Source organism: Paenibacillus sp. J53TS2 (genome assembly GCF_018403305.1).
Lineage (GTDB): Bacteria > Bacillota > Bacilli > Paenibacillales > Paenibacillaceae > Fontibacillus > Fontibacillus rhizolycopersici.
In genome coordinates this window covers 37719-50755 of record NZ_BOSK01000011.1, presented here as the reverse complement: position 1 = coordinate 50755, position 13037 = coordinate 37719, and the positions used below count along the sequence as shown (strand labels likewise).

Annotated in this window: 9 protein-coding genes; 3 read left to right on the top strand and 6 right to left on the bottom strand. The window is 57.9% G+C overall.

From position 1 onward, the window contains the following. Nucleotides 1-51 precede the first annotated feature (51 nt). From KJS42_RS19785 to KJS42_RS19775, 3 genes are all read right to left on the bottom strand, one after another. Entirely contained in the window at nt 52-1419 is a 1368-nt protein-coding gene (locus KJS42_RS19785) for an MATE family efflux transporter (RefSeq protein ID WP_213623898.1), read from the bottom strand. A gap of 5 nt (nt 1420-1424) precedes the next feature. Next, nucleotides 1425-2357: an aldo/keto reductase gene (locus tag KJS42_RS19780; protein WP_213623897.1), complete on the bottom strand. Its 933-nt coding sequence runs from the start codon at nt 2355-2357 to the stop codon at nt 1425-1427. A gap of 187 nt (nt 2358-2544) precedes the next feature. Further along, nucleotides 2545-5295 carry a glycoside hydrolase family 2 protein gene (locus tag KJS42_RS19775; RefSeq protein WP_213623896.1) on the bottom strand — a complete coding sequence of 917 codons (2751 nt, stop codon included), beginning with the start codon at nt 5293-5295 and terminating at the stop codon, nt 2545-2547. Between the two features lie 197 nt (nt 5296-5492). On the opposite strand from KJS42_RS19775, the gene KJS42_RS19770 reads away from it, so the two are divergent. Next, entirely contained in the window at nt 5493-6422 is a 930-nt protein-coding gene (locus tag KJS42_RS19770) for an ArsR/SmtB family transcription factor (protein WP_155608303.1), read from the top strand. 156 nt (nt 6423-6578) lie between these two features. Here the strand turns inward: KJS42_RS19770 and alr are convergent, their stop codons facing one another. Beyond that, nucleotides 6579-7757: an alanine racemase gene (alr, locus tag KJS42_RS19765; RefSeq protein ID WP_193415656.1), complete on the bottom strand. Its 1179-nt coding sequence runs from the start codon at nt 7755-7757 to the stop codon at nt 6579-6581. A gap of 68 nt (nt 7758-7825) precedes the next feature. Between alr and KJS42_RS19760 the strand changes: the two genes are divergently transcribed. Continuing rightward, on the top strand, nt 7826-9073 hold the full coding sequence (locus KJS42_RS19760) for a PucR family transcriptional regulator (RefSeq protein ID WP_213623895.1): 1248 nt from the start codon (nt 7826-7828) through the stop codon (nt 9071-9073). Between the two features lie 165 nt (nt 9074-9238). Beyond that, a complete protein-coding gene (ald, locus tag KJS42_RS19755) occupies nt 9239-10372 on the top strand; it encodes an alanine dehydrogenase (RefSeq protein ID WP_193415658.1) in 1134 nt (377 codons plus the stop codon). 76 nt (nt 10373-10448) lie between these two features. Here ald and KJS42_RS19750 read toward each other — a convergent pair whose 3' ends face one another. Together KJS42_RS19750 and KJS42_RS19745 are read right to left on the bottom strand one after the other, a co-directional pair. After that, nucleotides 10449-11390, bottom strand: a complete 942-nt coding sequence (locus KJS42_RS19750; protein WP_213623894.1) for a D-alanine--D-alanine ligase — start codon at nt 11388-11390, stop codon at nt 10449-10451. Nucleotides 11391-11447: 57 nt separating this feature from the next. Next, nucleotides 11448-12929 (bottom strand): aminotransferase-like domain-containing protein, encoded by a 1482-nt coding sequence (locus KJS42_RS19745; RefSeq protein WP_213623893.1) that lies wholly within the window; start codon nt 12927-12929, stop codon nt 11448-11450. Nucleotides 12930-13037: the final 108 nt, after the last annotated feature.

Sequence of the window (13037 nt, the reverse complement as noted above, 5' to 3'; positions counted from 1 at the left end):
ACCCAAGGACCGGCAACTGCCGGACTCTCGCGGTCCATTCTTTTTTTGTGTTCATCCTTGGGGTTCTGGTGTTCCAAACGTCCGAATCCAGCGATATCGGTTCACCTTTACAACGGCTACGAAGCATTTCAGAATTTGGTCGGATTTGAGGCAAATAAACGTCAATAACGGCGAAAGCCCAAACACGGCGGCGCACAGGAAAGCCGAGGGCAGCACGATCAACCACATGAAAATGAAGTCGTTGTACAACACAAATCTCGTATCTCCCCCGCTTCGCACGATTCCCGTCAGCGCCGGCATTTGGTAGGCTGTGCCTACCGCCGTGATCGAAAGTACCGTCATAAATTGGAGAGCCAGTGCCTTGGATTCAGGGGATATGGCATAGAAGTCCAGCACCACATCCTTGATCAAAAAGAGAACCACGCCCGTCCCCAAACCAATGATCAAGTAAAGCACCTGCAGCGTCTGGGCGTAAGGCTTGATTTTCTCCGGATGTCCGGCACCAATCGTTTTTCCGATAATGACGGCCGTCGCACTGGCGGAAGCATACGTCACGACCGAGACGATTTGAAAGACCGTCGTTGCGATGCTGTTTGCGGCAATCGCCGCTTCCCCCATATGTCCCAAAATTCCGGACTGCACCGCCATAGCCAGTCCCCAGAGCGCATTGGACATCAGGATCGGCGAGCCGACGCTGACGTATTGTTTAAACGTTACCCGATCAAAGTGGAAGAAATCCCGCAGCGCAAAATTGATTTTCCGATCCACTCGTTTCAGATACACCAATACGATCGCTAGCTCGATGATTCGGGCCGTTAACGTCGCCGCCGCGGAGCCGCGGACGCCCCATGCGGGGAAGCCGAAATGCCCGTAAATCAGCAAATAGTTCAGGCAGACGTTGATGATTAACGTCGACAGAGAGAGAATAAATCCGACTCTGACCGTTTCTACGCTGCGTAAAGAAGCCAACAGTAGATTGGTCGCCGCAAAAAAGAGATATGAGAAGCCGATGATTCGTAAATACTTGGCCCCTTCGGCGATGACGCTGTCCTCGTTCGTGAACAAGGACAGACACCCATGAGGGAACAAGAACACGGCCAGCCAAAGTACCAAGGCAAGAGCTAGTGCGAGGCGCATTCCGATGCTGGCAACCCTCTTGATGGTTGTCATGTCCCGTGCCCCCCAGGCTCGCGACGACAGAATTACCACGCCCTCGCCTACGCCCATGACGACCATCTGCAACAGGAATTGGAGCTGATTCGCAAGGGCTACCCCGGATAAAGCCGATTCGCTGTATCCGCCAAGCATGATATTATCCGATAAGTTCACGCCAAAGGAAATGACATTTTGCAGCGCAATGATCCAGGTGAGTCTGAAAAAACTGCGGTAAAATGCTTGATCCTGCACCATAAACTTCATTCAGGTTACCAGCCCAATGATTTGAAACGGATCTCTCGTTCCCAAAGGTCCTGTAATTGTCTCAGCGCCGCTTCAGGCAGCTCCGCATCACTGGCAGCCACATTCTCACGAAGCTGAGCGCTATTCCGAACGCCGGGAATGACCGTCGCGACTTCCGGGTATGCCAAAATAAAACGCAGCGCTGCCATCGTCATCGACGTTTGCTCATCCTCCAAAAAGCGAATCTGCTCCACCAATTTCGCGCGGGTCTGAATGACCTCCGGGGACCAGCGGCTGCGAACACCCGAGAACGAGCTGGTACCCTGATATTTACCCGACAACCAGCCGGAATCAAGCGGTACCTTGATGATCAATGCAACCTCCTTCTCCTTCGCCAACTGGAACGCCTGCGCCGTTTCCTGATAAAAGATGTTAAACATCACTTCCATAACACCCGGACGGGCGTGCTCCAGCACTTCAAGCATCTCACGGCTAGAATCGACCGACACGCCGTACGCCAGGATTTTGCCTTCTGCCTTAAGATCCTCCAGCACCTGATAGTGGCCATATTTGCCGTCCAGGTGGTCGAACGGGGGGTTGTGGATCAATACGGAGTCGACATAATCGGTCTGCAGCCGCATTAAGCTGCGTTCGATCGAATTTCGAATTTGGGCCGCCGAATAATCCGTCCCTTCCGGGGAATGGCCAAATTTCGTATTGATGACCGCTTTCTCGCGTTTTCTTTCCAGGGCTTTGCCGAGCAACACCTCGCTTTTGCCTTGACCATAATTGGGAGCGGTATCAAAAAAGTTGACTCCGAGGTCCAGCGCTTCATGCACCAGACGGACAGCCACCTCGTCCTCCATCGACGCCCAATCCTGCTTATTGCCGAGCTGCCAAGCGCCAAAGCCGATTTCCGACACCTGCTTGCCGGTCGTCCCATACCTTCTGTACTTCATCCTCTCACGCTCCTGCGATGTTTGGATTTAAATTTATCAGATCTCATGCCCAATTCTAGACCGATTGGGCAATGCGTGCAAGAGAATATCGACGTAACGGTATGGCGCATGTCGCTCGTCTCATACGCAAAAGACCGTCCGGGAATAAACGGACGGTCTCTCGCCTTACGGGGAATGAATCTGCGGATTAGTGGCAGCGTACCTGAATGTCCAGCGGATAGCGCCCGGCGTTCCGGCCGTACAGCGCCAGCCCGCCTTCCCCGGCACGCAGCTCCAGCCGGAAATGGCGGCTGCGATCCAGCTTGGCGGCGATGCGCCCAGGTACCTTGATGCGGCAGAGATACCCGTACGAACCGGCCTCGTCCAAGCGGTTGTCCACCGGCTGGTAATGCCAAGACAATATACCGCGGGCATCCGCCGGATCGTCGGGGAGGTGCACGCTTCCGACAGGCTCGCCGTCGATGCAAACCGTCACCTTGGATTCATGGCGGATTTCATCCGTCATGTAGTAGGTGTTCGGGTTGTATTCGACGTCGGCGGAAGCCCCGTGCATGTAGCCGATCCCGTGATCTTGCGTTTTGACGCCTTCGAGGTTGCGGGCGAGCACCCTTTTGGCGCCGGCTTCGAAGGCGATTTCGATGTCGCCGATCAGCGCATGCTCCTCCCGGTCCGGCAACCGAACCTCATACGTGAAGGCGCCCGCGCCCGCGCCGCTCGCCTTCGCTCCTAGAATTGACTCCCATTGCAGCGCAAACGTCTGTTGCGCAAAACCGCCCACCGGAACGCTTACTGTATGCACACCGACGGGGTCAGAAGCGGTGGCACCGCCGCGCACGTCGAACGCGACGAAGTTGCGCGACACCGTCTCGCCTCCCTCGGCGACCAGCCGCAAGGCTAGCACCGCAACAGCGTCCTGCTTAGGCATCGCGATCTCGAGCGGAGCCAGCTCCGCCGCGCCGTAATCCTCCCAGGCGATCGCACGCTCGCCGCGGTCCGCCACGACGCGGATGCCAAGGTCGTCGTACCACAGCTCCCAAACAAGTTGGAGCGTGCGGCCGTGGTACCGGTCTGAGAAGCTGGAGCCAAGTAGGGGCACGGACACCTTCGCCCCGGCGTCGACCGTTTGCGATGGAGGCGCATCGATGACAATCCAATCCGGCGAATGCAGGTCGGTAAGCGACATACCCGGCACGAAACCGCCGTAACCGAAGTCTTTTTCCGTTCCGTCCAGCCGGTAATACCCGTTGAATTCGTTTGTCACGTCCCGAAACTCCGTGAATACGAAACCGCACATTTTATCATGACGGCGGAATTCGTTCAGCATGTAATGGTAATGCCAGGCCAGGTCGCTATCCCCCGCGCTGTGCTCGATGCCCCATACATTGCCGCATTCGCTGTTCATCAGGGGCGCGTCCGTCTGCGTTCGCCCGCCGATATAGTTAAACGACGACCCCGGATACGTGTTGGCCACCACATTGCCGATATGTTCACGCACCTTCTCGTACCCGTTCACGTAAAAATGCCACGTGTTCAAGTCCGTTTCGACATGGTCCCAGTTGCAGGCGGAATTATCCTCCACGAGGCGCGTCGGATCCGTCTCTTTGGCCCAGCGGTAAATCCCTTGAACCCACTGCTGGGTCTCGGGCAAATAATTCATGTTGCCCCATTCATCCCCGGTCAAGCTGCCGGCCGCTTTCCCCGATTTTAACCCCCACGTTTCGTTGAACATGATCCAGGCAAAAATCGACGGGTGATTGTAGTCCCGCTCGATGACCTCGCGCGCTTCGCTTTCGTAGGATGTCCGAGCTTTCGCGTCCGGCGCGCCCCAGAAGCAGGGCATATCCTGCATGATGAGCAGCCCCAGCTTATCCGCCCAATACAACTTGCGGGGTTCTTCCGGTTTGATGTGAATCCGGGCAAAGTTAAGCCCGAGTCGCTTCATCAGGTAAATTTCGTCCCTCATGTCCTCGTCGGTCGGATAGGTGAAATACCCGGTCGGGTGAAACGATTGGTCCAGCGCGCCATTCAGGTAAATCGGCTTTCCGTTCAACGTGATCCAGCGGTAATCCCGCTGCCCGAATCGGGCGGTGCCGATTTCTCGAATGCCGAAATATGTGGCGATCGTGTCTTCCTCGGAGGCAACCGTCAGCCGCAGTTCCCCCTCATACAAGTGCGGCGTTTCCGGACTCCACAGCCGGGGCTCCGCCACCTTAAACGAGAGGTGGACCTTATTCTCGCCTGCGACCAGCGTCAATTCTTCCGTATGCTCTACGGTCCCGTCCTGAAACCGCAGGGCGAGCTTAGCCGCCGAAGCTTCCTTGGCTATGATGCGGGCCGTCACTTCAACCTGGCCGTCGAGACACGTGTGGAACTTCGCATTCTGCACGTAGGTTTGCGGCCGCGCTTCCAGCCAGACCGGCTGCCAAATGCCGCGAATCTCGCCGTACCCCTGCTTGCCGCGTGCCTGATCGTCTCCGTCTGCATCCTCCGCGCGAACCAGGATCGTATTCTCCCCCTCCGCGTTCCAACAGTCCGTCACTTCAAACTCGAAATTGCCATATCCGCCTCGGTGCGATCCGGCATGGAAACCGTTAACCCAAACGTCGCACTGATAATCCACGGCGCCAAAATGGAGGAAAATCCGCGACCTAGACGCTTCCGGCCGCCAGATGACGGTTCGCCGGTACCAGCCGACGCCGGCTTCGTTGTTACCAATGCCGGACAACGGGCTAGACCAGGAAAACGGCACCTCGATCCGTTCCGAAAAATCCTTTGCTTCTCCATCCTCCCGGGACGTGCCGGGCCCTACGGCGATCGGCTCGAACTGGAACGACCAGGTCCCGTTCAGATTAAGCCAATCCGCACGCTGCCAATCCGGCCGGGGATGCTCCGGGCGTGGAATTGCGGTCGCTCCGGTCGTTAACGATGGTTTCGTCATCAAGTTTGCACACCTTTCCTTTTCAACTGGAACATGATTATTCGGATCATTTCGCCCCCATGATAGCACATATATTATATAATCACAATGTATATTATAAATTTACAATATAACGTTTTTGAGGTACACTGGCTACAGGTTTGATGCCGATACGTGTTTTGACTTTTTGACTACCGTTCGAAGAAAGGAATATTTAGATGAGTGAACCGTACCGTCAGGACACCCAACGCTATCCGGCCTCCCGGATTCTCGACGTGGCCAAAGCATTGTCCGGGGACGTCCGCGTCCGCATCCTCGAAGCGTTGGGCAGGCAACCGATGAGCATCAGCCAGTTGGCTGAATCGCTTGGCGTCGCCCAGCCGACCATTTCCATCAACGTACAGATCCTGGAGCAGGCTGAACTGATTGTCTCTTCCCCCGGGGCCAACCGGGAGAAAATCTGCTCGGTTACCTGCCGCTCCATTCTCCTGGAACTCCCGACCCAGCCGGGAGAAGGGCTCCATCATGTAGAAGAAATTCATATGCCCATCGGCATGTATTCCATCTGCTCGGTAAGCCCGCCATGCGGCATGGTCGGGCGCGATGCAGGCCTGATCGGCTCTCAGGATGATCCGAGGGCGTTTTACATGCCGGAGCGGACCGAGGCCGCGCTGTTATGGTTCGCCGAGGCGGGGTACGTCGAATACTACTTTGCCAATCCGCTGCCGCCAAGCGTAGAGCTGGAGGAGCTCTGCATCCGGGCGGAGGTTTGTTCCGAGGCCCCGGGGTTCCGGGAAGATTGGCCTTCCGACATTACGGTCAGCGTGAACGGCATGCCGGTTGGCACCTGGACCAGTCCCGGCGATTTTGGCGAGCGCCAGGGCAAGCTGACATCCGAGAAGTGGAAAGGCGGCACCCAGTACGGACAGCTTACCGAATGGCGAGTGACCCCGGAAGGCAGCTTCGTCAACGGCGTTTCCGCCGGGCCTACCGCGATCTCCGGACTGGGCTTGGCGTTCAACGAGCCGATCCGCGTCCGCTTCGAGGTTCGCGAGGATGCCGCCAACCCACGCGGGCTTAACCTTTTCGGCAGCGGCTTTGGCGATTACCCGCAGGACATCGTGTTATCATTCACTCGCCGAACCTGATCATTTCCCATCGCAAAACCCCTGCACTGATTGTTAGAGCAGGGGTTTTGTGTTAGGTAATATAACATACTCGGGGTATGTCGCGAAAAACCGAGGAAATTCCTCTTTACGCAACCCAAAACTTGGATTATGATACCAAAGTCATGGTACCTATTATCACATGAATTGTGGAGCGTCGGGGTAAACGCGCGGCACTCTTGAACCGATCAAACAAACGACTTCGTAATTGATCGTCCCCATCCAGGCGGCCACTTCATCGATTGAAATCGACGCCTCCGCTCCATTTTCGCCGAAGATCACGACCTCGTCGCCCGCTCGGACGTTTTCCGCTTCGGTCACGTCCAGCATCGCCTGATCCATGCAGATCCGGCCGATGATCGGGACCCGCTGCCGGCGCACCAACGCGCAACCGCGATTGGACAGCGCCCGCGACAGGCCGTCGGCATACCCCACCGGAATGGTGGCGATGATTCGTTCCTTTGCCGCCCGGTACGTCCGGCCGTAGCCGACGGTGCGGCCCGGTTCGATCCGCTGGAGCGAGGCGATTTTCGACTTCAGCTGCATCGCCTGCCGCAGCGGATATTCCGGCAGCTGCAGCAGCGCGGAAGGATATAACCCGTACAACGCGATCCCCACCCGGATCATGTCGAGATGCATCCACGGAAAGCGCATGGCCGCGGCGCTATTGCAGCAATGCTTGATCGGGATGTGCAGGCCGACGGCTTCCAAAGCGTCGATGCAGGCTTCGAACCGTGCGAATTGTTCCATGGTAAACGCCGGATCGGGACCGTCCGCATCGGCAAAATGCGTAAACAAACCTTCCAGCACGACAAAGGGCGAGGCGGCCGCGGCTTGTGCGGCCATCCCGATCACCGCTTCGGCGGAAGGCAAGCCGATCCGGGTCATCCCGGTATCGTATTTCAAATGTATGCGGGCCTCGCACCCTTGTTTTCTCGCGCAAGCGATCGCTTCCCGCAGCACATCCTCGGTATACACCGTGAGGGTAACCCCGTGCCGGACGGCCATTTCCACCCCATGCGGTGGCGTGTAGCCGAGCACGAGAATAGGCTGTGATATACCGGCGGCCCGAAGCTGCAGCGCTTCGTCGACGAGGGCAACGCCCAGGTATTCGGCGCCTGCGCGGATCGCGGCTTGCGCCGCCTGTACGGCTCCATGCCCATACCCGTTTGCCTTGACCACGGCCATCACCCTGCAGCCCTCGGCTGCCTGTTTACGAAACAGGCCCGCGTTATGGGCAATCGCATCCAGCGATACTTCCGCCCAGGTATCGCGGTAACCGGTGGATGAGAAGATCCTCGTTTGCGTTGTCGTCATCGCGTTTAACCTCTTTTCGTTATCGATTGATAATTTTGAAAATATCCATGTATCGGAGGTGCCCCCCCATGCGAGAAGATCAGGACGACCCATTCGAACCTTACTCCGACAATCTGGAACTGCTCGCGGAAAAAATCAGCGAAGCGCTGGGCCGTCCGGTCACGATCGAAGACGCGAACCACCGCCTGGTCGCCTACAGCTCGCACGTGCCGGAAACCGACGCGGCGAGGCTGGCCACCATCGTCGGCCGCCGCGTGCCCGATCAGGTCATCGGCAGCTTGTGGCGGGACGGCGTCATTCCCCGCCTGCTGGACAGCGAAACGCCGATCCGCATCGCCGCGATTAGCGAGGTGGGGCTGAGCGAACGGGTCGCGACCGCCATCCGCTCGGGCACTCGGGTTGTCGGGTTCATATGGGTGCTGGAGACCGAAAAGCCCTTTTCGGACCGGGAAATGGCCTTGTTAATGAAAGCGGCCCGAGCCGCCCGCACGAAAATGGCGCAATGGCAGCTCCAGCGCCATAAAGAAGACGAGGCGCATCGGGATTTTTTCTGGCAGCTGCTGACCGGGCACCTAACCAATGAAGCCCTCATCCGGGATAAGGCCCACCGGATCGGAATCGCTCTCCCCCTGCAATTCCATGTGGTCATCCTGCAGTTTGCCGCCGAAGTTAAGGAACCCTGGCAGCAACAGGCGCTGGAGAAATTCGCCTCCATCTGCAGCAACAGCCGGGTCGTGCTGCGAGCCGTCGATAAAAATCAAGTGATCCTGCTGTGCGCCCCGATCGTGGCGGGCTCCATGGAGGGAATCGCAGGCCAACTCCAACTTCTCCAGCGGAACTTGCGTTCCTTTTTCAAAGCGGATTATGACGGACTGGCCAGCGGTTGTCTCTATAGCGAATATGGACGGCTGGAGGACAGCTACCGCGAGGCGTTGCTCCTGCTTCAGGTGAAACGGCGGTTCCCCTCGGAAACGGGCGACTTGGCAATGTACGGCGATCTCGGTTACTATCGCTATCTGCCGCTTATCTGGCAGGAAACGCGGAAGCGAAGCAACGTTAACGCCCCGCTGGCCAGGTTGCGTACGTACGATTCGGAGCATCACAGCGAGCTGCTGCATACGCTGGAAGTTTTTTTGACGTATGACAGCAATGCCAAGACGGCCGCCGATGCGCTGCACATTCATGCGAATACGTTGAATTACCGGCTGAAACGAATCGCCGAAATCGGCCGGATTGACCTGGCCAGCATGGAGCAAAAAGTAACGTTGTACCTGGACCTGAAAGCCGAGCGTTTCGGCGACAGCCGCGATTTGTGAAATTTCACAAACACGGCGGTTTTTTTTCTTCGATCTCCACAAACAAAACCTGCCGTTCCTGTCCTATACTGATGTCAAATCCATTGACAGGTTTAGCCGATTTCTGGACAAAATAGGCTTTATGCCGGAATCGTCGTCAGCAAAATTGACGGAGGAGGAAACATCATGATCGTTGGAGTGCCGAAAGAAATCAAAAACAATGAAAACCGGGTGGCCCTGACCCCTTCGGGCGTCTACTCGCTGGTGAACGCGGGACATCAGGTGTTGATCGAGACGAACGCCGGGGCCGGCAGCGGCTTTGAAGATACGGAATACGCGGCCGCCGGGGCCAAGGTGATCGTGGGCGCGGCGGATGCTTGGTCCGCCGACCTGGTGATGAAGGTAAAGGAACCGCAGCCGTCGGAGTATGGCTTTTTCCGACAGGGCTTGATCCTGTTTACGTATTTGCATTTGGCTCCGGAGCCGGAGCTGACCCAGGCGCTAAAGGACCATGGCGTCACGGCCATCGCTTACGAAACGGTCGAAGTGAACAAAACGCTGCCGCTGTTAACGCCGATGAGCGAAGTCGCCGGGCGGATGTCGGTGCAAATCGGGGCGCAGTTTCTGGAGAAGCCGCAGGGGGGCAAAGGCATCCTGCTGGGCGGTGTGCCTGGCGTCAAGCGCGGCAAGGTGACGATCATCGGCGGAGGCGTCGTCGGGACGAATGCGGCCCGGGTAGCCATCGGCCTGGGCGCCGACGTGACGATCATCGATCTGAACGCGGATCGTCTGCGGCAGTTGGAAGACATCTTCGGCGCAAGCGTACAGACGTTGATGTCCAATCCGCAGCACATCGCCGAGGCGGTTGGCGAATCCGACCTGGTGATCGGTGCGGTGTTGATCCCCGGCGCCAAAGCGCCGAAGCTAGTCACGGAAAGCATGGTGAAGGCAATGCGTCCCGGCTCGGTCGTGGTGGACGTAGCCATCGACCAAGGCGGCATTTTCGAGACGGTCGACCGGATCACCACCCACTCCGATCCGACTTACGTGAAGCATGGCGTCGTCCACTACGCCGTGGCGAACATGCCGGGCGCGGTGCCGCGCACCTCGACGCTGGCGCTGGCCAATGCCACGCTGCCTTACGCGCTGGAGATCGCCTCGAAGGGTCTTTACGCGGCGCTTAGCGAACGAGCCGCGCTGCGCAAAGGGGTCAACGTCGCCGGCGGCGCGATTACGTACGCCTCCGTCGCACGAGACCTGCACTTCGAGTACGTCCCCGTCGAGCAGGTGCTGGAGCTGGCCGGGAACCCCGCCAACTAGGCGACCTTCGCAGCAGTTGCTTGATCCAAGAGATCCGTTCCTTTGCGGCGGGTCTCTTTTTGTGTCGGCAGCGCGTCTATAAAGAATGAAGTGCAGGAACACCGCTGCCCCGCTCGACCAGCGACATCTCGATGATCCGGTCGAGCAGTTCGCCGTAACTCATACCGGCGGTTGCGGCGCTGCGGGGAAGCAAGCTGTTCGCCGTCATCCCCGGCAGCGTATTCACCTCAAGCACGTAAGGGATGCCGTCTTGGAGGATCATATCGACTCGGGCATACACACGGCATTGCAGCACCCGATAGCAGGCCAGCGCCGACTCCCGGACCCGCGTTTCTACGTCGGACGGCAAGGTTATCGGCCGCTCCTCCGCCCCGCCGTCGCTGTATTTGGCTTCGTAGTCGAACCACTCCGCCCCATTGGCCTGGATGCCCAACACCGGAAGCAGCTCCCCATCCAGGATTGGACAGGTGATCTCTTGGCCGTTTACCAGGGACTCGACGATCACGGACGCGTCCCAACGGAACGCCTCCGTAAGCGCGCCGGGCAACAACTCCGGCCGGTCGACGCGCTGTACGCCAATGCTGGAGCCTCCCGCATTCGGCTTGACGAAGAGGGGATACGCGAGTCCCGCCACCTCGTTTTCCCACGATCCGTCGGCCAATCTAGCCCGGTCCAGATAGGCCCAGTCCGCCGTAATCACGCCTTCGGCCCTTAGCAGCCGCTTCGTCAGGTTCTTATCCATGCACAAGCTGCTGGATAATACGCCGCTGCCGGAGTAGGGAATCCCTAGCGTCTCCAGCACGCCCTGCACCGTACCATCCTCGCCAAACGCACCATGCAGCGCAAGCAAAGCGAAGTCGATACCCCGCACCCGGTCGATTAATTCCTCCCGTCTCGTCACGTCAATCGGCACCACATCATACTTGTTTGGATTCAGCCGCCCCACGATTTCCTTCCCCGTCATCAGCGAAACCTCGCGTTCCGAGGAGACGCCGCCCATAATTACCCCTACTTTCATCCGATTCCTCTCCTTCAACCGTTGTTTAAGTCCAAGCCGCAAACAAGCGATCCGCAGCTAATTCTGATCCCCTAGCAGCTTCGCGGCCATTTCGCCGATCAAGCGAATTCCCCTCTCGATGTCCTCCTCTGACACGCGCGAGAAACCGATCCGCATCGTGTTCCTTCCCCTGCCGTCCACGTAAAACATATCTCCGGGCGTAAACAACACGCCCTGATTCGCGCAAAGCTCCAGCAACTCCCACGTATCGAACCCGTCCGGAAACTCCAGGAACAAATGCAAGCCCCCGCTGCCTGACAGCCGGGAATACGGCACCTCCCGTTCGCAGCAGGCTTTCGTCCATTCGTATTTTCGCCGGTATTCGGTCCGGGCCCGTTTCAAATATTTCTCCAGGTTGCCGTTCAGCAAATATTGATACAGCAGTGATTGGTCCAGCGTCGAAGTATGAATGCTGCGCGCCCGCTTGACGCTCTCCAGCACCTCGATCAGCTCCCGGTCCGCCAGCACCCAACCGACGCGAATGCCCGGAAACAACACCTTGGAGAAGCTCCCCAGGTACACCACCCCGTTCCCCTGCCCTGCCATCGCGATCAAAGGGGCAACATGGGAACCAGAGTACCTCAACTCCTCATTAAAGCCGTCCTCAATGATCGGTACGCGGTAGCGGCCAAGCAGCTCCAGCAGGGCCAGCCGTTTCTCGGCGGACGTCACGATGCCGGTCGGATTGTGGTAGGACGGCACCAGAAACGCGCCGTCGAACGCATGCTTGTTGAGCTCCCGTTCCAGTGCAGCCAAGTCCAGGCCGTCCGGTTCCATCGGAATCCCGGAGATCTCGAACCCGTGCCGCCGCAAATTTTTGATTGCAGTCTGGTGCGTCGGATTTTCGCATAGCATGCGCCCGCCCGATCCGTCGTCCCTTCCGATTGCCGACAGGACGATGTCCAGCCCTTCGGTAAATCCACTGGTGATCAGCATATCCTTGCCCGTTAGATCCACGCCTTTGTGTTCCATATATTTAAGCAAATATTCAATGAGCGGTTTATATCCTTTGGCGTAACCATAGTTCAACAGGACCCGGCCTTCCACGGCCATCCGATCCAAAAAAGCGCGTTTTACATTCTCCAGATCAAACAGCTGTTCGTCAGGGGCGATGCTCGTAAACAATATCTTGCCTTTACCCGCCCGCAGGCCGGGCCTGCTGCGTTTCATATGGTCGAGCTCCACGGACAGCCGGGCTTGCCGGTTCATTCGTTCATGCCAATCCATTCGCCAGGCCGGGATGGCATGTGCCCCTGGTGTGGACACCTCGGCCACGAAGCTCCCCTTTCCCGTAACCGCGTATGCGAGTCCTTCGTCGGTTAATGCCTCGTAAGCGGCAATGATGCTGCCCCGGCTAACCCCTAGCAGCTCGGCCAGCTCCCGTGTCGACGGAAGCCGTTGACCCGCCTGCAAAGCCCCTTGCATCATCAGACGTTTGATATAATTTTTCACCTGCACATACACCGGCGCCTCGGCCACGAGTTTGAAATCATTAAACACTACTTATCGCCCCCACCCTCATGATGGCACATTCCAAGCCAAAAACAAAAGAACCACCCTCTCGCCTTTTTCGCAAGAAGGTGGTTCCCATCCTCTCGGGCCCCTGCC

What these genes read in the sequence shown, in the direction of transcription:
- ald (WP_193415658.1), top strand. Translation starts at nt 9,239, where the DNA reads ATGATCGTTGGAGTGCCGAAAGAAATCAAAAACAATGAAAACCGGGTG.
- KJS42_RS19780 (WP_213623897.1), bottom strand. Translation starts at nt 2,357, where the DNA reads ATGAAGTACAGAAGGTATGGGACGACCGGCAAGCAGGTGTCGGAAATC.
- KJS42_RS19750 (WP_213623894.1), bottom strand. Translation starts at nt 11,390, where the DNA reads ATGAAAGTAGGGGTAATTATGGGCGGCGTCTCCTCGGAACGCGAGGTT.
- alr (WP_193415656.1), bottom strand. Translation starts at nt 7,757, where the DNA reads ATGACGACAACGCAAACGAGGATCTTCTCATCCACCGGTTACCGCGAT.
- KJS42_RS19760 (WP_213623895.1), top strand. Translation starts at nt 7,826, where the DNA reads ATGCGAGAAGATCAGGACGACCCATTCGAACCTTACTCCGACAATCTG.
- KJS42_RS19785 (WP_213623898.1), bottom strand. Translation starts at nt 1,419, where the DNA reads ATGAAGTTTATGGTGCAGGATCAAGCATTTTACCGCAGTTTTTTCAGA.
- KJS42_RS19770 (WP_155608303.1), top strand. Translation starts at nt 5,493, where the DNA reads ATGAGTGAACCGTACCGTCAGGACACCCAACGCTATCCGGCCTCCCGG.
- KJS42_RS19775 (WP_213623896.1), bottom strand. Translation starts at nt 5,295, where the DNA reads ATGACGAAACCATCGTTAACGACCGGAGCGACCGCAATTCCACGCCCG.